Source organism: Pseudomonadota bacterium (assembly GCA_039193195.1).
In the GTDB taxonomy this organism is placed as follows: domain Bacteria; phylum Pseudomonadota; class Gammaproteobacteria; order Steroidobacterales; family JBCBZW01; genus JBCBZW01.
This window is the reverse complement of the sequence record JBCCWS010000003.1, coordinates 167,475-192,579: the sequence shown is the minus strand read 5'-3', so window position 1 is coordinate 192,579 and position 25,105 is coordinate 167,475. Positions and strand designations below refer to the sequence as shown.

The following is a 25,105-nucleotide window of genomic DNA, read 5'->3' as shown; positions in this document are numbered from 1 at the left end:
AATGCGTGGTCTCAGCCGTGGCCCGTAAGGTCGCGGTAGCGGCGCAGATGGCGAAAGGCGGTGACGCGGTCGCCGGCCAGCTCGTAGAGGCGCGACAGGTTGAAGTGCGTATCTGCGTGGTTGGGGTCGCGCGCCAGGGCGAGCTCGTAGGCGGCAATGGCCTCGGCGTGGCGTCCTTGATCTTCGAGGGCTACCCCTAGGTTGAAGCGCGCCGTGGGGTGCTCGGGGCGTGATGCCAACGCGCGGCGGTAGCACTGCTCGGCGTCGCGCACGTCGCCCGTGTCATGCAGCAGTCGACCCAGGTTGATATTGGCGTCAGCATGTCGCGGATCCAAGGCGATCGCCTGGGCGTAGGCCACGATGGCACGGTCTGCTTCGTCCACCGACTCGAGATCGAGACCGAGGATGAACCAGTCTTCGGCGGTGGTTGCAATGTCCTCTTCAGCGGCGTCGGCGCTGGCAATCACAAGGGGAGCCGCGTCCGCCGCGAGGTCATGGACCGTGAAGTCGAACGTCACTTGCCCGGTCTCCGGTTGCCAGAGCTTGCCCTGCTCACGCACCAGCACCTGGTCGCCTTCAGCAGTGATACGAACGCCGGTCAGCGGCTGACGTGACGGTAGCCGTTGGCGAAGGGCGCGCAGGGCAGCGTGGATCCGGCGCGCAGGGACCTCGGCTTGTTCGAGTTCGCGCGCGGCGCGCAGCAGCACGATATCGCGGAAGCTGTAGCGGTACTGGCTGCTGGCCGCTTCGCGCTCGGCGTCGAGCAGTCCGGCGCGGGCGAAGCTGCGCACGCGGTCGGGAGAGATGGCGGCCAGCTGTGCCGCTTCACGGGTGGTGTATCCGCGCATGGCGATGTTGCTACTGGTCGAGGACGTTAGCTCGGCGCCGCTGGCGACTGTCATCGTGCCGGTGACCTACATGTTGGCAGTTACCTAGGCGCCGCTCCCGGCGGCCTTACGTTTGCGCGCCGTGCTGCTAGTGCTGCTGGTACTGGATTTCTTCTTCTTTTTCCCAGGAGCTTTCTTTGCCGCGGCACTCTTGCGCGCAGGTTTGCGAGCCTCCGACTCCTCGCCGTCGCGCGAGGCGATGCTCGCCTTGAGCGCTTCCATGATGTCGATGATCTTGTCATCAGCGTGCTCGGCCGGGGATACGCTGATGTCCTCGCCATCCACCTTGCGTTGGATCAGCTCCAGCATGCGCTCGCGCACCTCGTCGCGATACTTCTCGGGATCGAACTGCTCGCTGGCCGACTGCTCGATGAGCTGAATTGCCAGCTCGAGTTCGCCATCGCGAACCTCCGTCGTCTCGACCTCCAACTCCGAGAAGCGACGTAGCTCCTGCGCGTAGTGCAGCTGCTCCAGCATTAAGCCATCTTCGAAGGCCCGTACCATCACCAGGTGCTGGCGCCCGCGCGCGGCGTAGCGTGCGATGGCCGCTCGCCCAGTCTTGCGCAAGGCGGCAGCCAGCAAGCTGTACGCGCGCGCGCCGCCCTTGTCCGGGCCGAGGAAGTAGGCCTTATCCACCATCAGGTGATCGACCTGCGATGCTTCGATGAATTCCACTACGTCGATCGTCTGGTCGGCGGTGGCTTCGAGCGCCTTTAGCTCCTCCGGGGAGAACAGCACGTACTGGTCCTTGGCGAACTCGTAGCCCTTGACGATCTCGCTGCGCGGGACCAGTTCGCCGGTCTTGGCAGAGACGGTCTGGTGCTTGATGCGTGAGCCGTCCTTGCTGTGGATCTGGTTGAAACGCACCGCGTGAGTAGAGTCGACGGCGGCGAACAGCTTCACCGGAATCGAGACCAAACCGAAGGCGATGCTGGCCGAGGCCAACGCACGTGCTGCCATGGCTACCCGCTCCCTTTAGTGTTGAGCGATGATGACGGTTCGCTAGCATAGCCCCCAGGGGTTCCTCAGGCAACTCGCGTGCGCGGTAAAACAACAGAAAAACTCGCAACTTACAGAGCAAAGCGATCTGCCGATTCAACACCGGAGCCCTTCGCTGGCGGCTGGCCCGTCGCCGGCGGCAACCTGTTTGTTGTGCAGCAGCATCACGCCCGGGCCCGCCACTACGATCTGCGCTTGGAGATCGCGGGCGTGCTGGTCTCCTGGGCAGTGCCAAAGGGGCCCTCACCGAACCCGGCGACTAAGCGATTCGCGGTACAGACGGAGGATCACCCCCTCGAGTACGCCAACTTCGAAGGGGTGATTCCCGAGGGCAATTACGGGGCGGGCACGGTCATCGTGTGGGATCAGGGCCAATGGGAGCCGCTGGAGGACGTGGCGGCGGGGTTTGAGAAGGGTAAGCTGCTGTTCAACTTGCACGGCGCCAAGTTGCACGGTCGCTGGACCTTGATCAAAACCAAGCGCGCTGAGAGGGATTGGCTGCTCATCAAGGAGCGCGATCGCCACGCGCTCGACCAGGATACGGATCAGGCCTATGCCCACGATTCGGTGCTGAGCGGCCTCACGGTGGATCAGGTGGCGAGCGGTCACGATGCGGACGCCGCCCTCCTAGAGGAATTGGCGAAGGTGCCGGGGGTGAGGCGACGGCGAGTGAAGCTGTCAGCCGTGCGGCCGATGCTGGCCGAGGCGGCTAGGCCCTTTAGTGATCCCGACTGGCTGTTCGAACCGAAGTTCGATGGCTACCGCCTGCTCGCGGCTCGCGTGGACGCAGCTCACCCGGTGGTGCTGCGCTCGCGCGCAGGCAACGATCTCACGGATACCTTTCCCGAGGTGGCTTTCGCCCTGTCACGATTGCCGGTGGCGCGCTGGTTGATCGATGGCGAGGTGGTGGTGAACGACGCCCGTGGCTTGCCCTCATTCGCGCTGATGCAACAGCGGGCCAAGCGCTCTAGGCGAGCGGATGTATTGGCGGCCAGCGTGCGTATGCCGGCGATCTTCCACGCGTTTGATCTGCCCGTGCTGGGCCCCTTCGACCTGCGCACGCTCGTCTTATGCGAACGCAAGCAATGGCTGGCGCGCCTTCTGCCGCGCTGTGGCCTGGTGCGCTACACGGGCCATGTAGAGGAGGCAGGCGAAGCGCTGTACGGGCAGGCTGAGCGCTTAGATCTTGAGGGCTTGATGGCCAAGCGTGTCGACTCCCTGTATCTGAAGGGGCGCTCGGCCGATTGGCGCAAGTTGGCCGTGGAACATCGGGCGGACTGTGTAGTGCTCGGCTTCACCGACAGCGAAGGCGCCCAAAGTGGATTCGGCGCCTTGTTGCTAGGACAGTGCCAGGACGGTGAGCTGCGCTATGTTGGTCGAGTGGGCACGGGCTTCGACGGGGCACTGCGTGATCGACTGGCCGCCACCCTTAACGCTAGCGCACCGCTTGATCGCCTGCCGCGGGCAGTGCCTGCGGAGGGTGCTGCCAACTGGCATTGGCGAGCCAGCGACTTGGTGTGCGAGGTACGTCATAAGCAGTTCAGCGCTGAGGGACGCCTGCGCCAGCCAGTTTTCCTCCGTTTGCGGGACGACAAAACTGCCGAGGAGTGTGATTTCACCGGCAGTGAGGCGCTAGCAGCGTTGCCCGCATCGGGGCCGCCAGCCGCCGACCCGATCGCCGCTCAGCCATCGCAAGACGTGCAGGTGACGAATCGAGACAAGGTGTTCTGGCCTGAGCAGGGCATTACGAAGGGGCAACTCGTGAACTACTACGAGCAGGTCGCGCCGTATCTTCTACCTTACCTGATCGATAGGCCTTTGGTTTTGACGCGCTATCCCGACGGGATTGAAGGGAAGTCGTTCTTTCAGAAGGACGCGCCGGCCTACGCGCCTACCTGGCTGCGTCGCGAGACGCTGTGGAGTCAGCACGCCGAGCGAGAGATTAGCTACTTCGTGGCCGAGGACGAGCACGCCCTGCGCTGGATCATCAACCTGGGCACCATACCGCTGCATGTTTGGTCGAGTCGACTAAGCCGCTTGGCGCATCCGGACTGGAGCATCATCGATCTAGATCCCAAGGGTGCTCCGTTCGCGCACGTGCTGACCATTGCCGGGTTTCTGCGCGAGCTGTGCGCGCAAGTCCAACTCCCGGCCTTCGTGAAGACCACGGGCTCCACGGGCTTGCACATCCTGTTGCCCCTCGGGGGGCAGCTCGCCTACGAGCAGTCGCGCACTTTGGCGGAGCTGCTGGCGCGCATCACCGTCGCTTGCCTACCGAGGATTGCTACGATCACGCGCGCAGTGGAGCGGCGCCAGAACAAGGTTTACATCGATTATCTGCAGAACGGCCACGGTCGGTTACTGGTCGCGCCCTACAGCGTGCGTCCGCTCCCTGGCGCGCCCGTCTCCATGCCCCTGGCCTGGCGCGAGGTGAAAAGCGGTCTCGATTCCCAGCGCTACACCCTCGCCAATGCCTTGCGACGGCTGCGTTCCCTGCGTGCTGATCCGTGGGTCGATCTGCTGAACGAGGCACCCGACTTGCCGGCCGTGCTGCGCCGCCTTGGGGAGCGCTGGGACGCCCACGGACGCGCTTGAGAGCCGGGGCTGTGCCTGTGATACCCTCGGATTAGTTCTCGTGCACATTCACTCCATGTCCTGGCGATCACCGTTCCCGCTCATCTGCGCCCTCGCGTTGCTAGCCGCTTGCTCCAGTACCACGTCGGTGGTCATGGTCGATCGCATTCGGCCGGGCAACGGCTACGCCTTGATCGTTGTGCACACCAACTGGGAAGCCTACGAGATCGGCTTCGAACGGCTGCAGCTGTACTACGCTGCCAAGGGCGAGGGCACCGTCGGCAAGGTGCGGGTACGCCGCAGCGGCGAGTTGGAGTTGGTGGAACTTCCAGCGGGTGACTATCGGTGGCGAGAGGTGCGCCTAGGCTTGCACGGTGTGCCCCTGTCCAGTGACAGCGGCTTCCGCGTCCGCGAGGGCGCCATCACTTACCTCGGGGATTTAGAAGCAGACTACGACCGCGATACGCGCAAGCTGATCAGTCTGAGGGTGCGGGACGGCGCCGAAGCGGCGCGCGAGCGTTTCCGTGCAGCGAATGCACCGCTGCTCGAGCGCTACCCCCTGTACACCGATCAGATCATGGTGCTAGTTCCGGAGCCGGCGCTGCGCGATCCACGCGAGCAGCCTTGAGAGAGCTGATCCCGACTCGTGGGCGTCGTCTCGGTTTTGTAGTGTAGGAGTCGCCTTGTCGGCAGAGCGTTCAGCCTCGCCTACGCCCGTGCGAATCGCCATGTGGTCTGGGCCGCGCAACATCTCCACGGCTATGATGCGTGCCTTCGATGCGCGAGGGGATTGCGCCGTAAGCGATGAGCCGCTCTACGCCCACTACCTCCAGGAGACCCAGCTCGCCCACCCTGCTGCGCAGGAGGTGATCGCCTCTCAGTCGACCGATTGGCGCGAGGTGGTCGGGAGTCTCTTGGGCCCTGTGCCCGACTGCAGGGCGCTGTGGTACCAGAAGCACATGAGTCATCACCTGCTCGACGGCATCGATCGCGAATGGATCTTACAGTTGCGTAATGCCTTTCTGATCCGTTCGCCACGGGCGATGCTGGCCTCCCTGGCGCGTGTGCTGGACAAGCCCACCATCGAAGACACCGGGTTACCACAACAGATGGCGCTTTTCGAGTGGCTCACCCAGCGCACCGGTGAGGTGCCGCCGGTGATCGACAGCGAGGATGTGCTGCGGGATCCAAGCTCCGTTCTGCGTGCTTTGTGTGCACACCTTCGCATCCCGTTCACTGAGTCGATGCTGACGTGGGCGCCGGGGCCGCGCGCGAGCGATGGCGTCTGGGCGCAGCACTGGTACGGCTCCGTGACCAACAGCGCGGGTTTCAGTCCTTGGCAGGCGCGAGAGGTGCAGGTGCCGTCCGTGGTAGCACCGCTGGTGGGCCCCTGTGAGGCTCTCTTCGCGCAGCTTTACCGCCATCGTCTGCGCTGATCATGAGCAGGCACTGACCACCTGCGGGCGTCCCTTCTCGACGACAACGCGGTAGACTAGTGGGCGCGTGGCTTACCTGTCGCTAGCCGTCGACCTACCCTGCCGAGACCCATGCTGGTGAGCGCTTCCACGGACAGCCAATCTGAGATCCCTGCCATCCAGGAGGAGCAGCCCGAGCGCGGTGGTCGCCTGGGGCCCATCGTGTTCCTGCTCGGGGCCTGCTTCGTGCTAGTAGCAACACCGCTGCTGATCGCGATTATCGTGGCCGTGGTCAGCGTGACCGGCTTGTCGGATGCTGCGACGCAGGAGTTGAAAGGCACCAGCAACATTGCCGCCTTCGCACGCGACTTGGAGCGAGACGTAAATGAGCTGCGTCGTCACAGCATGCAGGCCCCGGAGGTCGCATCGGACAAGCAGGGATACGAGGATTTGTTCTCTGCTGTCACGTCTCGCCAACTAAAGATGAGCCGGACGATCCACAGACTTCTCGACCAGCCAATCGACGAGTCGCCTCGTCGCCAGTTGCACAAGCTGCTGGAGATGAGCGCGGCGCTTGTGGTCGGGTTCATCGAGCGTCCAGAGGATCCGGATCGCTTGGCCTTCATCGACCGGATGGAAGCCCTGGCCGACGACGTGATCGCCTACCCGGAAGAGAAACGCTTGCAGGTCGAGGCGAAGGTTCGCGAGCGCGCAGAGCGCACGCGCGACGTTCTGACCAAGCTGCTCATCGCCTCCATTCCCACAGCCGCGCTCCTAATCGTGCTGTTCACCTTCCTGATCTCCCAGTCGATGCGGGACATTACCGGCGCGATCAAGCAGCTGGGGGACAACCGCTTCGAGGATCGTATTAGCGTCAATGGGCCTGCCGATCTGCGCGCCCTCGGTGATGAGTTGGATGTGCTGCGTGAACGCCTGCAGCAAGCTGAGATTCAGAAGCAGCGTTTTCTGCGCCACATGTCTCATGAGCTGAAGACCCCTCTCGCAAGCTTGCTTGAGGGAACGGAGTTGTTTGTCGATGGTTCCCTCGGTCAGCTGCCCACGGCGCAGTCCGAAGTGGCAGGGATACTGCGCAGCAACGCGCAGGAACTGCGCCACCTGATCGAAAACCTGCTCGATTACAGTGCCTGGCAGTCGCACGGCAGCACCTTGCGCTGCACGGCCTTCGACCTCCAGGTATTGTGCTCGCAGGTGCTGGACCAGTACCGGCTGATGATGCGCACGCGTCGAGTGACGGTGGACCAGCGGGTGGTGCCTGTCGATCTCATGGCCGATCGCGATAAGCTGCGCACGGTCTTAAGCAACTTGTTGTCAAACGCTATCAAGTACACGCCGGAAAACGGCACGATATTCCTGCGCGCGTACCGTGCCGGCGGCCATTTGCTGTTGGACATCGCCGATTCCGGGCCCAATATTCCCGAGCCGGAGCGGGCCCACGTGTTCGAGCCGTTTTACACGGGCACACCGCCGCTGCAGGCACACCTGAAGGGAAGCGGCATCGGTCTTTCGCTGGTGCGCGAGTATGTGAGAGCCCATGGGGGCGAGGTAAACCTGGTGGATGGAATTTACCGCGGCGCGCACTTCCGGATACGGATGCCGGTACAGGCGCAGTCAGGGCCGGTGAGGTTGTCGGCATGAGTCGGGCGATGCACCCATGGTATGACGGTTGGCGGCGGCTCGCCGTGCTCCCAGTGGCCATGCTCGTGCTGATGGCACTTGGCGCTTGCGAGACCTTCGGCGAACTCGGTGGCGAACGTGTCGGCACGGCCAGTCCGGGCGCCAGCGGGGAGTGGCTGGAGCAGCCGCGTGAATATGCGACACGGATTGCCAGCGCCGAAGCCCCGACCCGCGCTCGCGAGCGGCAGCAGGCGCTCGCCGCGCTCCTGCGCGAACCTCGTGCAGACTCCGCGGTGCGCGCGCAGCTGATCTACTCCGCCGCCGTCCTCGACGTGGAGGAGGCCTATCAAGCGCGCGATGAGATCGCCTCCGCGCTGAATCAAGCTTCCACACCTTTCGCCAAGGCGGTGCTCACGAGCTTGGACCTGTCTATCGAGCAGCGCCAAAGTGCCTACCGTGAGGCGCTCGAGCAGGAAAATCTGCGCAACGTCGAGGTCCAGGAGCGCACCGAGGTGGAGCTCGAGCGCGATCGCCTCGTCCGTGAGAGGGCACGCCTGGCGCGCGCCTTGGAGGAGGCTCAGGGCAGGCTCAGGGCGCTTATGTCGATCGAAGAGCAGCTGCAGAGCGACGGTACTTAAGCCCCAAGGGTTTCGTGGATTCAGGAGCTTGGAGAGGATCACGCTTTAGCCAGCGAGCCCGTGGTAGCGTGTCACCCACGTGCCGTCGCCAGGCGGCGACGGATACCGTCCCGCCTTCCACTACGATGAACTTGGGTGCCATGAGTAATCCAACAGCCATCGCTACTCTCAAGCCCGAGCATCGCGGCCACGTCCTCTTGGTCGACGATGACCCCGGGCTCTTGCGCCTCCTGAGCATTCGTCTGGAGCAATACGGGTTCTCGGTTGAGGCTGTCAACAATGCCTCGGCGGGTCTGCAAAGCGTGCAGACGCGGCGGCCCGACGCGGTAATCACCGATCTGCGCATGGACGGCATGGACGGAATCAACCTGCTCGAGGCCTTGCAGCGCGAGCACCCGGGCTTGCCAGTGATCCTGATCACCGCCCACGGCACGATCCCCGACGCCGTGCGCGCCACCCAGAGCGGGGCGCTCGCATTTCTAACCAAACCGGTCGAGCGCACAGAATTGTTGGAGGCTCTGGATAAGGCGCTGCGGACGGGCGCCTCGCAGGCCGGCAAACCGGAAGAGCAGCAGGATTGGCGCGCCAACATCGTGACCCGCTCTGGTCGGATGGAGGAGCTGCTGGCGGAGCTCGAGCGCGTTGCGCACACCAACTCGGGTGTGCTGTTGGCGGGCGAAGAGGGCACCGGGAAGCGCTTGCTCGCCGAAGCGCTTCATCGAGCGAGCGGCCGAGAGCCGATGCCCTTCCGCGCAGTAAGCTGCTCGGCGATGAGCGAGACGATGCTCGATGTGGAGCTGTTCGGCCATGCCGACGGCGACACGGCGGCGCAGCCCGGTCAGCTGGTGGAAGCTGACGGCGGTACCGTCTTCTTGAACGACGTTGGCGAGCTCCCGCCTGCGTTGCAGGCGAAGCTATTGCGGATGTTGACCGATGGCAAGGTGCGACCGGTTGGCGCCACCCACGATGTGGAGGTGGATGTCCGCGTCGTGTGCGCCGTCTCCCAGGACCTGATGCCGGCGATCAGTGACGGCCGTTTCCGCGAAGACCTTTACTATCGCTTGAACGTGGTGCGCTTGGAGGTACCTTCCCTGGCCTCACGCCGTGAAGATGTGCCTGCTCTGGCCACCCACTTCCTGCAGCGCATCGCAGTGCGCAACGGTGAGTCGCCAAAGATGTTCTCTCCAGAGGCGATGGAGCGTCTGGTCACGGCCGACTGGCCGGGTAACGTACGCCAACTCGCCAACCTGGTGGAGCAGACGGTGGCCCTTTCCGCATCGTCCGTGATCAGCGCCAAGCTTGTGGACAAGTCTCTTGGCTCGGAGTCGCGCGGCCTTCCCCCGCTCGCTCAGGCTCGCGATGAGTTTGTGCGCAACTACCTCCTACAGCTGCTGCAGACCACGCGGGGGAACGTCAGCCAGGCGGCACGCCTTGCCCAGCGCAACCGCACCGAGTTCTACAAGCTCTTGGCGCGCCACGACATAAACCCTCAGGCCTTCAAGCGCTGATCCCCTACCCCGCGCCGCTCGTCGCGAGGCTCCCTGGAACCGCGAGGCTCCTCACGGTTCTGTCCCCGAGTCGCTGGCAGGATGTCCGCATTGGGGCGTTCGCCCCTTCATTCGCCAGCGCGCGTCTCGGAGGTGTACACATGGGATCTCACCAGCCACGCTCATTCACCGCTAGCCAGTGGGTCACCGGGCGGTTAGCCGCAGCATTGTCGGTGGCCCTGCTCGCAGGGCCGGCACTTGCCACTGCTATCGGTATGTTCGGCACGCTAGATGTGGATCACAACGGCCTCCTGCTGCCGCAGGAATTGGCTGGCCACCCGGCATTAAGCGCGCGCTTTGCCCGAGCCGATGAGAATCGTGACGGTGCGCTGTCATTGGCCGAGTTTGAGGGGCTGCTGGCAATGCCCGGGGCAACCCCGAGTCTCGAGTGACCTAGCGAAATTTCTTGGTTCACTCGCTGGTGCTGCGGGACTGGAAAACAAAAAGGCCGCCAGCGCGAACGCTGGCGGCCTTTTGCGTAGGGAGCAAGCGGGGGCGCGATGCGTCTAGCAATCGCTCCCGCAGTTGCCCCTACGACTCAGCCGTTGCGCCGCCGCCGCAGGGCGCCGAGGCCGAGCAGACCAATCCCGAACAGGGCCAGCTGGCCAGGCTCGCTCACGCGCGTCTGACGGTTGGAGAAGTCCAACCAGGACTGACGGTCGAAGTCCCACTGGGTGATCTGTCCGTTCGCGTCATACAGCGCATCGAGGTCCCATACGGGGTGGAACCACACGCCGATTGAGGCGCCGAAGCCAACGCCGCGCCAGCCGTCACCGTCGTTGGGTACTGCTGGGTTAGGGTCGTTGATCGCCGTGGCATCCAGGGAGAAACCCTGGGTGATGCCGTCGTCGATTAGGTTGGCGCTGTAGTCGCCGAGGTAGACTGCCGGGTTGAACCAGCTGTTGGCATTGTTTTGACCGTTGTAGGCATACACCGCGAGGCGATCGTTAACGAAGTCCATGTAGAAGATGGCGAGTTCGTTGACGTCAGCCGTTTTGGGATTCGGGCCATCGTTCAGGACCAGCCAGGCACCAGCCATCTGCGAGCCGTTGCGAATGCCACTATCGACACGCCAGCTCACCTGCTCACTAATCTCGTTGTACGTTGCGGTGATGCTCGAGAAGGAACCGCCCGACCCGCCGAAGGTGCCGCCATTACTCTGATAAATGAACGTCGCGCTTGCGGAGGTGGCCGCGAGCGACAGGGCTGCAATCGCAGCGCCCTTTCCAATCGTTGATAACTTCATGTTGTTTTCTCTTCCAAGTAGCATGTCGGCCCCCGATATTGCGCTCGAAGACAGAGTCCGAAGCGCTTGCCCAAGCTGGGCGTCCTTCAAGACCCTCCGAGGCGCATCCGTGGAGGCCTCCTCAATCCGTACTCACTGCATGCACTCTCTGTGCCATAGGTGATTTCTTTATTTTTTTCAGCGGGTTGGGATTAAGCGCACAGTATGTCGTAAGACAACGACAGCCGGTCTGTATAGATTCTCGACGAACGGTCGAAGGGACTATGGTTCAGCGCCGCGGGTGCCTGACCGAGCGCGTGAGGCGCGGCTCCTGGCCAGGCACTTCGGCTTGGCCGGGGACAGCCAGGACGCGTTCGAGGGCGGTGGCTGCGGCGAACAAGGCGGGCTCGCAGCCGCCGATGCCGGCCAGGGTGATCGATGGGGGTAAGCCGGAGCGTGGATCGCGGTCGGACCAGGCGGGTAAGCAAATCGTCGCGAGGTCTAGGTAGTTGCTGAGGGTCAGCGGCGTAAGCGTACGGTTCAGGCCCGGGCGCAGCGATGCCCGGTTCATGGCTGAGTGCGGCGGTGCAAGCACGCCGAGCGTGGGTAGCAGCACCAGACGGTTGGGACCGAGCAGGCTGGCGTAGCGGTCGCGGGCTTGGAGGTAGCGCTTCAACAATGCCTGGGCGCGGGCAGCGCCGCGGGGCTTGAGCATCGGCAGAGCCGTCATGACCTGAAACACCGCGCTGCTCACGGAGGCCCGGCCCCGCACGCGACGCCACGTCTCCTGTAGTTTGGAGAAGCGGCTGCCGTCAGTGCTGCTCAGCATCCGCTCGAGCATTGGCAACATCTCCACGGCGAGTACGGAGCCTACTTCCCGCGCCAACCCTTCGACATCCGCGAAGTCCATAGTGATTCGGCGCAGGCCCGCCAGCTCCAAGGCGCGCGTTGCACGTTGCCAAGCAGAGTTGATCGCTGGATCGTTCACCTCGAGCGGGAACGGATCGGGCACCACGAACTCGAGCTCCTCGAGCAGCGGCGGCAGGCCTAGCGGTCCGGCGATTACCTCGCTGATTAGGCGCGCATCGCGTACGGAGCGCGTCAACGGGCCTACACAATGCCACTCATCGAGTGTTCCGCTGACCGCGGGCCAAACGCCGCGCTTGTCGACGGCGCCCGCCACCGGTTTGTAGCCGACGATGCCGCAGAACGCCGCCGGGATCCGCAGGGACCCCAGCATGTCCGAGCCCACCGCGGCGGCCACGCACCCGGAGGCGACCAGGGCGGCATCTCCGCCGGAGGATCCACCGCACGTGCGTGCGGGATCCAAGGGGTTGTTGCTGCGCCCGTAGCGCGGATTGTCCGTTTCCCCGGCCAGGCCCAGCTCTGGTACGTTGCCGCGGGCTAGGATGATTGCGCCGGCCTCCTTAAGCCGCGTTACCACCACCGCATCGCGCGGACACTCCACGGGCACCATGCGCCGCGAGCCGGTGGTGATTTGCTCACCTCCGAGCCCGATCTGCTCCTTCACGCTGATCGGCAAGCCGCCGAGCGGGCCCGGCACGGGGCTCGCCGCTTGGGCGATCGCGCGTTCCGCCCGCACCTGGCAAGCGGCGTTGAGTCGACTCTGTTCACGGGTCAGGCGAGCGAGGTGTTCCTCTACTAGGCCGCCCGCGGTTTGCCGTCCCTCGTGCATGGACGCGAGCAGAGCCGACGCGTCCGAGAACTCGTAGGGCAGTCGCTCTTCCAGCCCTCGCACGGGGGGTAGCTCGCCCAGCGTATCTGGCGTCGGCGAGGATCCAGCGCTCCTGTCCGCGCCGGGAACTAGAAAGGGCTCATCGACGTCCGTTTCGCTAGCGGTCCGATTAGGATCGGATGACATGCATGACTCTCCTTGAGTAGCTCCGCATCGGACCGTCTCGTCTCGGTGCCGAACGCCTAGCTGGCGTCCGGTGTCGGGGGCGGATCTTGGACGAGATCGTCCATTCGCCGCGTCAGCTGCTCGATCTTGTAGCGACCGACGCTGTACACCCACGGGCCCAAGCGCGCATTCAACTCGTCGGCCTCCGCTTCGACCTGCGCAAGGGTCGCAAACTCATCACCCTCACTCGGTGCAGCGTTCTCTTCGGCCAGCGACGAGGCGTCAGTCTCGCTGGCGCTGCTCGACGGTGCAAACCGCTGGGCCTGTTCTTCGTCCACGCTCGCCGCCAGGGTGAGCCATTGGGCGTCGCCGCCATCGTAGGTCTGCACCTCCAGGATCAGGCCGTCGAAGGTGGCGTAGCGCACGTTGGTGAGCAGTTCGGAATCGTCTAGGGGAGAGCCCTCGGCCGCCGAGCTGACCTCTTCCAGGCGCAGGGTGGCGAGGGTGGATCCGATCGGGTTGGCGATGGCGTCGTAGCGTAGCTCCTTCCCCTCGGGCACGTCGAGCACGTCATAGCCTATCTCCTGCGGGCTCGCCTTCTCGATACGGACCACTTCGCCATCGGCGTGGGTGATCGTGGCCGATTGAATTCGTTCGCCAGGCACATCGAGAATGATCGGGTCGATCCAGCTAAGCGTATCCGCTTGGGCGGAGATGCTGCCGCTGACAAGCCAGGTCGGTGCCTCGTTCCCGCGCCTCACGTAGGTGGCGCTGCCCCGACGAGCACCGTTGCCGATGCTAACCTCCTGCGCTTCATCGAAGGCATCGCTAGTGATAGTCACCGTGGTCGGCGAGGCAAGCCCGAGGGCGGCGTAGTTTTCCGGATCGCTCGTTTTCTCCTCCAGCACGGTTGCCTCGGCGAGAGTCAGCAATAGCTCTCGTACGCGACCGACCTGGGCGGCGTAGCCATCGCGCTCGCGTATGGACCAGCCCGTCTCTCCGCGATCGAGGGTAATCTCCTGATCACCAGCGTTCAGCCGTATGCTATCGATATTATTCACTGCGGGTTTTAGCGCCGGTAGTAAGGGCCCATCGAGGCGGCTCGCTCCGCTGCCGCCCGCGCCCGCGTCGTCGTGACCTTTCAGCAGCAGCGCACCTGCGAGCGCCGCCGCGGCGATAGCGCCCATTACGATCAGTTGATTGGTTTTCATCGCCTACGCCTCCTTGGGTCTGCGACCGGTGAACCAGGCGCTGCCGACAGCAAAGAGGATGATCAGCAGGGGCACCAGTGCGATGTTGGTGATCTTCAAGACTGTGCCGAGTTGCTCGATGTCCTTGTCGAGTTCGCGTCGCACGCGTCGAAGCTCTTGGCGGATCTCGAGCTTGCGAGCCTGAAAACGCTCTATCTCTTCGCGCTGCTCGTCGGAAAGTATGAGCAGGTTGTCTGCATCAGTGCGAGAGCTTTGCAGTTCCGTGAGGCGAGACTCGGTCTCTTCCAGTTCCTTTTGTAGCTGCTGCTCCGTATCGCGGAAGCGCAGGGCGGCCTCGCGGCGCAGATCTTCGACCCGCTGGAAAGGGCGCACGAAGCTGGCGCGGCCGCGCACGCCAATCAGATCGCTGCTGCCCGTCAGATTATCGAGAGTGTTGATCACGAATGCGCCGTTGCTGGCGAGCTCCTCAAGCAGGCGTTCCCCGAACAGGCGCTGCACACGCACCCAGAGCTGATCCGCGAGCAGATCCACATCTCCCACTAGGACCAGGTTGACCGGACCGTTGGAGTTCGCGCGATGAGCCGGCACTGCAGGCGCTGCCTCCAGGTCGTCGGCCACGGGTGCGGCGGCAGGGGCACCTTCTGCGAAGGCGCTCGGCAGCTCACCGCTCACGCGTACGGCGATGGGCCAGCGCTCGCCGCTCGGCTCAAAGCCGTCCTGCAGCTCGGCCGGGTCGATGGTTACCTTGAAGCGCTGCACGGGCGCGAGCGCCGACTCGGGCGTACTCACCACCAGCGGCTGCAGCTCCAGAGGTGAGTCTTGCGCAAGACCGAAGTAGCCAGCAACGAGGAAGTTCATGCTCGTAAGGCCGCTGGTGACGACGTCCTGTTGGGTGAGGCTGTCGCCGCTCAGGCCGATCAGACCAAGGTGGGAGACTGCCCCACGGCCGCTGCGCGCGGGCACCTGCAGAGCGGCGCCGGCATCCAGAATCCCCTGCTCAACACTGAACTCGATGCCCCATGCGTCGAACAGGGTCGCCAGGTTGGAGGAGCGATCCGCCATCATCGCCGCTGTCGGGTCGTTCGGGTCTGTGTCGATCTGCTCGAACTGCGAGAAGGGGTCGACGAAGATCATCGCGCGACCGCCCGCCATTACGAACTGGTCGATGGCGTAGAGCGTCTGCTCAGACAGGGACTTGGGGTGCACCACGAGGAGTACGTCGATCTCCTCCTCGATCGCATCGAGGCCATCTTCGAGATTGCGCACCTCGAACAGCTGCTGGATCTGGGTGGAGACTGCCCAGGGTTCGCGCATGCGGTTGGTCAAGGGATCGAAGCCGGACTGCAGAGGCATGCTGCTCAGCAGCCCCACGACGGGCTTCTCCGGGTTGTCGAGCGTGTAGATCAGACGCGCTAAATCGTACTCCAGGAACTCCTCCTTCGCTGGATCGAAGAACGGGATGATTTCTTCGTCGTCCACGGAGTTGGTCGCGGCGAGGCCGAAGAAGATGCCATCCTCCGCGCCGCGCACAGGCACGCCGGGCAGGCCGAAGCGCGAGGCCTCATCTTCTTCCTCCGAGAAGGGCTGCGGGTCGATCACCTGCAGGTTCAACTTGCCGCGAGAGATCGCAACGAATTCCTCCAGCGTCTCGCGCACGCGACGCGAGTAGGCGCGCCACTGAGGGAGATCCTCCGTGGCCCGATCGGAGAAGAAGTAGTAGAGGTTGATCGGCTCATCGATGTCGCCGAGCACGGCTCGGGTGCCGTCCGACAGGGTGTACAGCTGGTTCTCAGTGAGATCCAGGCGCACGCCGCGAAACAGGGTATTGGTGAGCATCACGGCCGCAATGAACAGGACGGCGATGATGGCGAGGGCGCTCAGGCCGAGCGCTTTGGTACGGTTCGTATCCATCGTTTTCAGGTCCTTGCGCCGTTACTCGGCCTTGTTGCCGTCGAGCACGATGGCGTTCGCCACCAGCCAGGCACTGATCAGAAACGCGTAGTACAGCAAGTCCCGCAGGTCGATCACGCCCTTACGAATGGACTCGAAATGGGTCCAGAGGCTGAGGCCTGCCACCGTGTCGACGAGGCTCTGGGGCAGCACCGCGCTAATCGGCTCGAGCACCAGGGGGATGCCGCTCACCAGGAACAGGAAGCACACCACCACGGTGATGATGAAGGCGATCACCTGGTTGCGCGTAATCGCGGAGATGCAGGTGCCAATGGCGAGGAAGCCGCCGGCCATCAGCAAGCTGCCGATGTAGGCAGCGAAGATCACGCCGTTGTCTGGATCGCCGAGGTAGTTGACGGTGATCCAAATCGGGAAGGTTAGGGCTAGGGCGATGCCGGTGAACAGCCACGCGGCGAGGAACTTACCCAGCACGGCATCCATCAACGTGACCGGTAAGGTCATCAACAGTTCGATGCTGCCGCTCTTGCGTTCCTCGGCCCACAGGCGCATGGAGATCGCTGGAACCAAAAACAGGTAAAGCCAGGGGTGGTAGAAGAAGAACGCCTCCAGCGTCGCGCTCCCACCCTCGTAGAAGTTACCGAAGTAGAACGTAAACATGCCGGCAAGCATGAGAAAGATCACGATGAAGACGTAGGCGACGGGGGTGGAGAAGTAGCTCGCCAGCTCCCGGCGCAGGATGATGCCGACGTTGCGCAGGCTGATCTGACTCATGACAGGGCCCCCTGTGCTTCTCGCGTGGTGACGGTGCGGAACACCTCGTCGAGGCGACCTGACTCGAGCTTGAGCTCCGCCACGGGCCAGCCCGCCTCGGCGGCCATGGCGCTGATTTGCGTAAGCGCCGTGCTGCTGCCATCGGAGAGGGCAGTTAGGCGTCGGTCGCGCGCGTCCTGCTCGACGGCACTGACGCCGTCGAGGGCTTCGATGCGCCGGGCCGCGTCCGCCATATCCGTCTCGGCGGAGAAGCGAACGCTCACCGCATTGTGATAGCGCGAGCGGGTTTCGAGGTTGGCCGGAGTGTCGTCGGCCAAGATGCGCCCACGCGCGATGATGATCGCGCGATTACACAGGGCATCCACCTCTTCGAGGATATGGGTGGAGATGATGACCAGCTTGTCTGCGGCCATATCGTGGATGAGGGAGCGCACCTCGTGCTTCTGGTTTGGGTCAAGACCATCCGTAGGTTCATCCAGAATGAGGACGGCCGGGTCGTGGATGATCGCTTGGGCTAGACCGACGCGGCGCTTGAAACCCTTCGATAGGGTGTCGATCCGCTGATGCAGCACGCGATCAAGGTGCAGGCGAGAGACAGTCTCCGCCATCCGCTGGCGGCGTTGGTCACCGCTTAGGCCCCGCACGTCGGCGATGAACTCGAGGAAGGAAGCGGGGGTCATCTCGCCGTAGCTTGGCGCGCCCTCGGGCAGGTAGCCGATCGCGCGCTTGGCCTCGACCGGAGCCTCCGTAACGTCGAAGCCGCACACCCGCGCCGTGCCCGAGGTCGGTGCGAGAAAACCCGACAGGATCTTCATGGTTGTGGACTTCCCGGCGCCGTTCGGGCCTAGGAAGCCGAGCACTTCGCCAGGTCGGACCTGGAAGCTCAGCTCGTCGACGGCCGTCAGGTCGCCGTAGCGTTTGGTTAGCTGCTCTGTCTCAATCATCGCCAGCCGCTCCAATAGGGTTCGGTTTCGCTTGTTCTCTACGTACGTCTACACTCGCCGGCGGACACCACGCGGCGAGGCGTGGGCCGGGAGCGGTTGAAGTTCATGCGAGCTCGCAGCAGCGGGGGCGTGGGAAGCTGCCGGGGGTGGGCAGCTCCGACGGGCCTTCGGATTGCGGCCGCCGAGCGGGGCGTAGTTCTACCACGCCCCGCTCAGATTTCAAGGGGTCGAGCCAGGTAATCCCCTGATTAGGACTAGCTTATCGCGAGGTTGCTCAGAGTTTCTCGATCAAGCAGTCGGCAAACGCGCTGCACTTGACCTCTTTCGCTCCCTCCATCAATCGGGCGAAGTCGTAGGTCACTGAGCCGCTGGCGATGGTGGCGTCCATGGCCGCGATGATGCGGTCGGCCGCCTCGGTCCAGCCCATGTAGCGCAGCATCATCTCTCCGGAGAGCACCAAAGACCCGGGGTTGACCTTATCCTGGTTCGCGTACTTCGGCGCCGTGCCATGGGTGGCCTCGAACACGGCGTGGCCCGTGTCGTAGTTGATGTTGCCCCCTGGCGCGATGCCGATGCCGCCCACCTGCGCGGCCAGGGCGTCCGACAGGTAGTCGCCGTTGAGGTTGAGCGTGGCGATGACGTCGAACTCGCGTGGGCGCGTAAGCACCTGTTGCAAGGTGATGTCGGCGATCGCGTCCTTGACCAAAATGCGCCCGTCGGTCAGAGCAGCATCCTGCTCATCGTTAGCTGCCGGTTGACCCTTCTCCTGCAGCGTGCGCTCCCACTGACTCCACGTGTAGGTCTCCTGCGGGAACTCTTTCTCGGCCAACTCGTAGCCCCAGTTCCGGAATGCCCCTTCCGTGAACTTCATGATATTGCCTTTGTGCACGAAGGTGACGCTCTTGCGCTTGTTGGCGATGGCGTACTGGATCGCAGCGCGCACCAGGCGACCCGTGCCCTGGGGTGAGACCGGCTTGATGCCGATGCCGACCTTCTCGGGGAAGCGGATCTTGCCAAACTCGCGCGGGAAGTGTTCCTTCAGCATCGCGAGGAACTTCTGGTTTGTGTCGCTCCCTGCCTCGAACTCGATCCCGGCGTAAATGTCCTCCGTGTTCTCGCGGAAGATGACCATGTCCACTTCCTGCGGGGCACGCACGGGCGAGGGTACGCCCTCGAACCAGCGCACGGGGCGCAGGCAAACGTAGAGGTCGAGTAGCTGACGTAGGGCCACGTTCAACGAGCGGATTCCACCGCCGACCGGTGTGGTCAGGGGGCCCTTGATCGACACCAGGTACTCGCGGCAGGCCTCCACGGTCGCCTCAGGCAGCCAGCTGCCGGTTTGGTTGAAGGCTTTCTCGCCGGCCAGGATCTCCATCCAGTGTATCTGGCGCGATTCGCCGTAGGCCGCCTTCACAGCCTCATCGAGCACGCGCACGGTGGCTCGCCAGATGTCGGGGCCGGTGCCATCGCCTTCGATGAAGGGGACGATTGGGTTGTCCGGCACGGATAGGGTGCCGTCGACGATGGTGATGCGCGCGCCGCCGGCGGGCGGCGTCGGGCTCGAATGGTCAGTCATGACTGCCTCGTGTGGTGGTTGTCGTCGTGCCTGCCAGCAGAATCAAGTGCTGGCGCCTGAGCCGTCAGGGCGGCGGGTGTAGCGTTCTGGTCGCGGTTGTTCGATCGGTTCGTAGATCAGCGTGGGGCGATCGCCTGCCCGCGAGAACAAGTGTTCGGCGCGCATCTTCTCGAGCGCTTCGTCTCGTGCCTGCTCGCTGGCGTACCAGCGGTACATCAGGTTGTCGTTACCAAGAATGTTCACAAACGAATCGGTTACCGGCAGACGCATGCGGATACCATAGACCTGGTCGCCAGCCGTGCGAATGCGACCGGGATCGGTGTTTTCAGATGAACTCATGTGCCGGGTGTCCGATGGGGTTTACACGGGCGCGCGGAGCGAGCGAGTGGCGCGCAGGGCCGAAGATCGGGCAAGCTCCGCTTAGCGGCGCAAATTGTGTCACAAATCCGAGGGCGACTGGGCCGGCGTAGGAGGAACATCTCCCTGCGATGTTCGCGTGGCCGCTCAGTGGGTCGGGAGAAAGGACGTGTCGAACGCTAGTGCAAGCAAGATCGAGGGAGAGCCGAGGGGGCGTACCAAGATCTACCTCATCGACGACCACCAGGGCGTGCGGGCGGGCCTGCGAGGGCTGCTGGACAACGTCGATGATATGGAGGTCGTGGGTGAGGCCGGCGACGGCACCTACGCGCTGCAGCGCATCGTCGACGATCTTCCCGAGGTGGTGATCACCGACCTGAGCATGGACGGCATGGACGGTCTGGAGGCCATCGCTGCCCTCAAGTCGCTCCCGAGCGCGCCGAGCGTGGTCGTCTGGTCCATGTACCACAAGCCCGAACAGGTGCGCCGCGCCGTGTTGGCCGGTGCCGATGGCTACGTCGCCAAGGGCGATGAGTTTCGTCACGTCGTGCAGGCGGTGCGCTCGGTGATTCAGGGGCAGCAGTACTTCTCCGCGGCCGTGCGCGACTGGGAGCGCTCGGTGGGCGATGAGCGTTTGGAGAGCCTCACGCCGCGCCAGCGGGAGATCCTCCAGCTCATCGCGGAGGGTCATCGCACGCGGCAGATCGCCGAAATGCTCGGGGTGGCCGCGAAGACTGTGGACACGCACCGGACCCAGCTCATGCAGCGGCTGAATATTCACGACATCGCCGGGCTCACGCGGTTCGCCATAGAAGTCGGGTTGATAAACCTCAGCGAGACCCACCGTCCCTGAGCGAGCTGCGTTGCGGCAAACGGGGTCCAGCCCTCGCCGCGCGAGCCGACGCTGGCGCCATCGGTAGAGCGCCCGCCGCAAGGCGGGTATTATCTACCGCGCTATCCAAGGCCGACCCGATCCGGGCGGCTGCGGCGTCGAGGAGTCCCGAGCCAAGGTGCCTGATCGTATTCAGAGGCGGGCTGCGCAGAGCGGCGCCGCCGATGTCGCTATAGATGCGTCCGAAAACCTAATCACCTGCAGCGGCCGATGGACCTCCGGCTGCCTCGGCGACATGGAGCTGCGCCTGACGAAGCTCCCCCTGACCGCGGGCAGCGTGATCGTCGACCTCGAGCCCGTGTCCTCCTTGGACATGACCGGCGCCTGGCTAGTACACCGCACGCGAGAGCGGCTGGAGGCCGACGGGCGCGCGGTCCAGGTGGTGGGCGCCACGGACGTGGCCAGGCGGCTGCTCGAACTGGTCGAGAACAACCGACCGGGACAGATCCCGCAGAGCACGGATCACCATGGCCTGGTGGAAGACATCGGCCGGTCTAGCACGCGCCAGGTTGCCTTCTACGTCGAGTTCCTCGAATTCGTTGGCAACGTTACCTACCTGGCGATGCGAGCGGCCCTGCGGCCGGCCACCATGTACTGGTCGGTGATCGTGAGGGAGCTGGAGGAGGCAGGCTTCGACGCCCTGCCCATCGTGGGGCTGCTCACCACCTTGATCGGCGTGGTCATCGCCTATCAAGGCGGCATTGTGCTCGCCCAGTACGGCGGCAGCATCTTCATCGCCGACATGGTCGGAGCGGCGATCTTGCGAGAGCTGTCACCCTTGATCACCGCCATCATCGTGGCAGGGCGCACGGGATCGTCCTACACGGCGCAGATTGGCACCATGCAGGTCACCGAAGAAGTGGACGCCCTGCGCAGCATGGGCATATCGCCGATCGAGCTCCTGGTATTACCCAAAGCCATCGCCCTCGTGGTGGCCTTGCCCCTGCTGACCATGTTCGGCGACATCATGGGCCTGCTCGGTGGCGCCATCATGGCCAACGCCCTGCTGGACATCAGTCTCAATAGCTTCGTAGATCGTCTGAGCCAGGTGATCGACATCGAGACGTTCCTGATTGGGATTGGTAAGGCGCCCGTATTCGCCGCGATCATCGCCGGGGTCGGGACCTTCCAGGGCTTTCGCGTCAGCGGCGGCGCGGACTCGGTGGGCAAGCAGACCACCGTGTGCGTGGTTCAGTGCATCTTCCTGGTCATCGTGGTGGATGCGATCTTCTCGATCATCTTCTCGAGGCTCGGCATTTGAGCGACCGCATTCACATCGAGGGTGAACGCGAGGTGGTGGTCCGCATCCGTCGTCTCGCCACCCAGTTCGGCGATCGCGTCGTGCATAAGGACATCAACCTCGACATCTATCGCGGTGATGTGACGGCAGTGGTGGGTGGCTCGGGCAGCGGCAAGTCCACCCTGATGCGTGAGATGGTGATGTTGCAGGAGCCGTCGGCGGGTTCGGTCCAGGTGCTCGGGCAGGAGGTGGCCGGCATCGGTGATATGCAGGCATTACCCCTGCGCCGCCGCCTCGGTGTGATGTTCCAGTACGGCGCCCTATTCGGTGATCAGACGGTGCTGGAGAACGTCGGTGTTCCCCTGCGCGAGCACACTTCGCTCAGCGATGAGCTGATCGACGAGGTGGCCATGATGAAGCTCGGCATGGTGGGTCTAGACCCGGCCGTGGCGCCGCTCTACCCCTCACAGATTTCCGGCGGGATGCGCAAGCGCGCCGCCATGGCACGCGCCATCGCCCTCGACCCCGAGATGATCTTCCTAGACGAGCCCAGCTCAGGGCTCGATCCGGTCAGTGCCGATGCGCTCGATAGCCTGATTCTGCGCTTGCAGAGCTTGCTCGGCCTGACCGTTGTGTCCATCACCCACGATATGGACTCTCTGTGGCGTATCGCCGATCGGGTGGTATTGCTCGGCAAGCAACGCATCCTCGCGGTGGGTAGCATGGAGGAGCTGCGCGATAGCGACGACCCGGACGTGCAGGAATTTTTTGCAGGTCCGCGGGGCCGCTTCAGCGCCAGCGCGCACGTGAAGGAGCAGTCGGCATGACGCCCAAAACCAGCTACGTCCTCGTCGGCCTGTTCGTGCTGATGCTCGGCGCAGCCTTGATTGCTACGATTCTTTGGCTGACCACGGGCGGTCCGCCGAAGGACTACCGGGAGTACTTCGTGTACATGACCGAGTCGGTATCAGGCCTCGCGGTCGATTCCCCCGTAAAGTACAAGGGCGTGGATCGCGGACGTGTGCGCCGCATTGAACTCGATCCGGACAACCCCGAGCTTGTGCGGCTGACCCTATTGGTTCTGGAAGGTACGCCGGTGAACGTGGACACGGTCGCGGTGCTCGAGCAGCAGGGCATCACCGGCATTGCAGCCATCAACTTAAGCGGGGGCAGCATGGTGTCTCCGCCGCTGGAGCCAGGCCCGAATGGGGAGCCTGCGGTCATCAAGAGCCGCCCGTCCCTGTTCACCCGCCTCGACCAGGCGGCGTCCGAGCTCATCCAGAGCATCAACGAGACGAGCCAGCGCGTGCAGGATCTGCTGAACCTCGAGAATCGCGACGCCGTGCAGGATCTGCTGGCGAATCTGGTGGAGGTCTCGCGCAACCTGAACCAGCGCTTGGACGATGTGGAAGGCCTCGTAGACAACGTCGATGGACTCACGACGGAGTTGAGGACGGCTGTCACGGGGGCGCCCGCACTGCTGGAAACGGCCACCCAGAGTGCCGCTGCCTTCGGCGATGCGGCGCGCACCTACGAAGCGCTTGCAGGCGACCTGCGCGAGACCATCGACGGCATCAGCGAAAACTTGGTGGGCAGCTCTCGCGAGCTAGAGCATTTCGCCACCACCGCGTTGCCAGAGGCCGAGTCGCTCATGTACGAGCTGCGCTACGCCTCAGAGGCTCTGCGTCGGGCCAGCGAGTCAGTGGAGCGCGATCCCAGCGCGTTGTTGTTCGGTCTGCCTGCACCGCCGCCGGGGCCTGGGGAGAAGGGAGGAAGCTACTAGTGGTGTTCGCGAGCCAAGTTCGTCGGGCGATCGCGCCTCGCGTTCAGGCGCTCGTAGCGGCGTGCGCATTCGCGTTTCTGCTCGCTGGTTGCAGCCTGTTCGGCGGGGCTACGGAGCCGGTCGCCAGCTACCGACTCGAGGGGACGGGGAGCGGCGTCAGCGCCTTTTCGGGCGAGCCCTGCTGCCTACTCGAGGTACGTACTCCCCTGCCTGCGCCTGGCTTTGCTACGGCGCGCATGGTCTACGAACGTAACGACTACCAAAACGAGGCCTTCGCCTACGCAGAATGGGTGGACACGCTGCCCACGATGTTGCGGGCGAGCATGATAGATAGCTTCGACCGTCTCGGCCGCTTCGAGGCGGTAGTAGGGGCGCCCTCGCCGCAGCTGCCGGATTATCGCCTAGAGAGTCGAGGTCTGATGGTCATCCAGCGTTTCGACGGGGAACGTAGCGAGGTGGAAGTGGCTCTGCGCGCGCGACTGGTTGACGCTGACTCCCGCGCGCTTCTGGGCGCCCGACGCTTCTCAATCGTGGTGCCCGCGGAGCCCGCCAACTCCGAGGGAGGCGTAGAGGCCGCCAACGAGGCGCTCGATCAGCTTATGGAAGAGTTAGCTAGCTACGTGTTGGCGCTCGTCGACGGTTGATCCTGGCGCGCGCTGGCGCGCTCGAACAGGGCGCGACAGTAGCCCGCCACCTGCCGTGGCCGCTCGAGCATAGGCAAATGGCCCGTCTCCGGGAGAATGACCACTTCGGCATCTGGCAGTAGGCGCCCAAACACCTTGGCGTCTTCCACGGGCAGGACCCTGTCTTCTCGCCCCCAGAGCACTAGGGCTGGGACCGTGGGCAGGGCGGGGCCGTGCTCCAAGGGTTCGTAGCTCTCCTGATACTCTTTGAACACCCTCTCGTACCAGGCGCGCTGCGCCGTGGCCCGGTCGCCTAGGTGGTCTAGTACGCGGCCCGGCACCATCGGTTGCTTGACGAACATCATCGCCGTGAGGCGGCGAAAGTCCTGTCGCGAGTCGGCCAGCAGTAGGTTTGTGCCACCCTCCAAGGCCTCGTGGAACTCGGTTGTGCCCTGGGGGTCTACGCCAGCAGCATCGAGCAACCCGAGAGAGCGAACGCGCTCCGGGTGTGCGCGGGCGAAGGCCGCGGCCAGATGCCCGCCCATCGAGTTGCCGACCACGTGCACCGCGTCGAGCCCCAGGGCGTCGAGCAGGGTGCTCAGGCGTTCTACTTGTGCCGGCAGGGCGTAGGAGGCCTCGGCGTGGCAGCTGGACTCGCCGAAGCCCGGGAGGTCGGGCGCCACCACCTCGTACTGGCGCGTGAGGTGCACGGCCATGCGTGGCCAGTGGTAGCGGTCCGCGCCGAAGCCATGCAGTAGCAGGACTGGTTCGCCGGTGCCGCCGCGCAGGTAGGCGAGGTCGTGTCCGGCCACGTGCACCCGCGCGCTGCGCAAGCGCGCGCGTTCGCGCTCCGCCAACATGGCCAGTGCGTAGACTAAGTCTGGACGGAACTGGTAGAACGCCGCGGCAGCGAGGATGCAAAGGATAGCGAGTAGAATCCACATGGACTTGATTGTGGCGGCGCAGCAAAGATAAGGCAAGGAACTGCCCCCTCAGCTCCGCAACAGTTTGTAAAT

23 protein-coding genes are annotated in these 25,105 nt (G+C 64.1%); 12 read left to right on the top strand and 11 right to left on the bottom strand.

Going from position 1 to position 25,105, the window contains the following annotated elements:
* Positions 1 to 11: 11 nt before the first annotated feature.
* A complete protein-coding gene (locus AAGA68_05195; GenBank protein MEM9384435.1) occupies positions 12 to 902 on the bottom strand; it encodes a tetratricopeptide repeat protein in 891 nt (296 codons plus the stop codon).
* Between the two features lie 30 nt (positions 903 to 932).
* A complete protein-coding gene (locus tag AAGA68_05190) occupies positions 933 to 1,847 on the bottom strand; it encodes a Ku protein (GenBank protein ID MEM9384434.1) in 915 nt (304 codons plus the stop codon).
* Between the two features lie 78 nt (positions 1,848 to 1,925).
* Between AAGA68_05190 and ligD the strand changes: the two genes are divergently transcribed.
* The 7 genes from ligD to AAGA68_05155 all read left to right on the top strand — a co-directional run bounded on the left by ligD (position 1,926) and on the right by AAGA68_05155 (position 10,087).
* Positions 1,926 to 4,481: a DNA ligase D gene (ligD, locus tag AAGA68_05185; GenBank protein MEM9384433.1), complete on the top strand. Its 2,556-nt coding sequence runs from the start codon at positions 1,926 to 1,928 to the stop codon at positions 4,479 to 4,481.
* Positions 4,482 to 4,521: 40 nt separating this feature from the next.
* A complete protein-coding gene (locus AAGA68_05180; GenBank protein MEM9384432.1) occupies positions 4,522 to 5,088 on the top strand; it encodes a hypothetical protein in 567 nt (188 codons plus the stop codon).
* Positions 5,089 to 5,143: 55 nt separating this feature from the next.
* Positions 5,144 to 5,896 carry an HAD family hydrolase gene (locus tag AAGA68_05175; protein ID MEM9384431.1) on the top strand — a complete coding sequence of 251 codons (753 nt, stop codon included), beginning with the start codon at positions 5,144 to 5,146 and terminating at the stop codon, positions 5,894 to 5,896.
* A gap of 117 nt (positions 5,897 to 6,013) precedes the next feature.
* Positions 6,014 to 7,531: a HAMP domain-containing sensor histidine kinase gene (locus tag AAGA68_05170; GenBank protein MEM9384430.1), complete on the top strand. Its 1,518-nt coding sequence runs from the start codon at positions 6,014 to 6,016 to the stop codon at positions 7,529 to 7,531.
* Between the two features lie 8 nt (positions 7,532 to 7,539).
* The gene (locus AAGA68_05165; protein ID MEM9384429.1) at positions 7,540 to 8,148 is read left to right on the top strand and encodes a hypothetical protein; all 609 of its coding nucleotides are present in this window, start codon (positions 7,540 to 7,542) and stop codon (positions 8,146 to 8,148) included.
* A gap of 140 nt (positions 8,149 to 8,288) precedes the next feature.
* On the top strand, positions 8,289 to 9,656 hold the full coding sequence (locus tag AAGA68_05160; GenBank protein ID MEM9384428.1) for a sigma 54-interacting transcriptional regulator: 1,368 nt from the start codon (positions 8,289 to 8,291) through the stop codon (positions 9,654 to 9,656).
* A gap of 140 nt (positions 9,657 to 9,796) precedes the next feature.
* A complete protein-coding gene (locus tag AAGA68_05155; protein ID MEM9384427.1) occupies positions 9,797 to 10,087 on the top strand; it encodes a hypothetical protein in 291 nt (96 codons plus the stop codon).
* 146 nt (positions 10,088 to 10,233) lie between these two features.
* On the opposite strand, the gene AAGA68_05150 is transcribed toward AAGA68_05155, so the two are convergent.
* From AAGA68_05150 to AAGA68_05115, 8 genes are all read right to left on the bottom strand, one after another.
* Positions 10,234 to 10,941, bottom strand: a complete 708-nt coding sequence (locus AAGA68_05150) for a PEP-CTERM sorting domain-containing protein (GenBank protein MEM9384426.1) — start codon at positions 10,939 to 10,941, stop codon at positions 10,234 to 10,236.
* Between the two features lie 268 nt (positions 10,942 to 11,209).
* Positions 11,210 to 12,802 (bottom strand): amidase, encoded by a 1,593-nt coding sequence (locus AAGA68_05145; protein ID MEM9384425.1) that lies wholly within the window; start codon positions 12,800 to 12,802, stop codon positions 11,210 to 11,212.
* Positions 12,803 to 12,858: 56 nt separating this feature from the next.
* Complete coding sequence (locus tag AAGA68_05140) at positions 12,859 to 13,992, bottom strand: DUF4340 domain-containing protein (GenBank protein MEM9384424.1); 1,134 nt, start codon at positions 13,990 to 13,992, stop codon at positions 12,859 to 12,861.
* Positions 13,993 to 13,995: 3 nt separating this feature from the next.
* A complete protein-coding gene (locus AAGA68_05135; GenBank protein ID MEM9384423.1) occupies positions 13,996 to 15,903 on the bottom strand; it encodes a Gldg family protein in 1,908 nt (635 codons plus the stop codon).
* A gap of 21 nt (positions 15,904 to 15,924) precedes the next feature.
* Positions 15,925 to 16,659, bottom strand: a complete 735-nt coding sequence (locus AAGA68_05130) for an ABC transporter permease subunit (protein ID MEM9384422.1) — start codon at positions 16,657 to 16,659, stop codon at positions 15,925 to 15,927.
* A gap of 11 nt (positions 16,660 to 16,670) precedes the next feature.
* Positions 16,671 to 17,618: an ATP-binding cassette domain-containing protein gene (locus AAGA68_05125; protein ID MEM9384421.1), complete on the bottom strand. Its 948-nt coding sequence runs from the start codon at positions 17,616 to 17,618 to the stop codon at positions 16,671 to 16,673.
* A gap of 274 nt (positions 17,619 to 17,892) precedes the next feature.
* Positions 17,893 to 19,194 carry an NADP-dependent isocitrate dehydrogenase gene (icd, locus tag AAGA68_05120; protein MEM9384420.1) on the bottom strand — a complete coding sequence of 434 codons (1,302 nt, stop codon included), beginning with the start codon at positions 19,192 to 19,194 and terminating at the stop codon, positions 17,893 to 17,895.
* A gap of 42 nt (positions 19,195 to 19,236) precedes the next feature.
* Positions 19,237 to 19,533: a hypothetical protein gene (locus tag AAGA68_05115; protein MEM9384419.1), complete on the bottom strand. Its 297-nt coding sequence runs from the start codon at positions 19,531 to 19,533 to the stop codon at positions 19,237 to 19,239.
* A gap of 187 nt (positions 19,534 to 19,720) precedes the next feature.
* Between AAGA68_05115 and AAGA68_05110 the strand changes: the two genes are divergently transcribed.
* From AAGA68_05110 to lptE, 5 genes are all read left to right on the top strand, one after another.
* Complete coding sequence (locus AAGA68_05110) at positions 19,721 to 20,404, top strand: response regulator transcription factor (protein MEM9384418.1); 684 nt, start codon at positions 19,721 to 19,723, stop codon at positions 20,402 to 20,404.
* 157 nt (positions 20,405 to 20,561) lie between these two features.
* On the top strand, positions 20,562 to 21,704 hold the full coding sequence (locus tag AAGA68_05105) for an MlaE family lipid ABC transporter permease subunit (GenBank protein ID MEM9384417.1): 1,143 nt from the start codon (positions 20,562 to 20,564) through the stop codon (positions 21,702 to 21,704).
* Positions 21,701 to 22,510: an ATP-binding cassette domain-containing protein gene (locus AAGA68_05100; GenBank protein MEM9384416.1), complete on the top strand. Its 810-nt coding sequence runs from the start codon at positions 21,701 to 21,703 to the stop codon at positions 22,508 to 22,510. Before AAGA68_05105 ends, AAGA68_05100 begins: the two co-directional genes overlap by 4 nt.
* Complete coding sequence (locus AAGA68_05095; GenBank protein ID MEM9384415.1) at positions 22,507 to 23,466, top strand: MlaD family protein; 960 nt, start codon at positions 22,507 to 22,509, stop codon at positions 23,464 to 23,466. Before AAGA68_05100 ends, AAGA68_05095 begins: the two co-directional genes overlap by 4 nt.
* Positions 23,466 to 24,110, top strand: coding sequence for an LPS assembly lipoprotein LptE (lptE, locus tag AAGA68_05090; protein MEM9384414.1), 645 nt, complete (start codon positions 23,466 to 23,468; stop codon positions 24,108 to 24,110). Before AAGA68_05095 ends, lptE begins: the two co-directional genes overlap by 1 nt.
* Here lptE and AAGA68_05085 read toward each other — a convergent pair.
* Positions 24,083 to 25,033, bottom strand: a complete 951-nt coding sequence (locus tag AAGA68_05085; protein MEM9384413.1) for an alpha/beta fold hydrolase — start codon at positions 25,031 to 25,033, stop codon at positions 24,083 to 24,085. The two genes, lptE and AAGA68_05085, sit on opposite strands and share 28 nt — an antisense overlap.
* Positions 25,034 to 25,105: the final 72 nt, after the last annotated feature.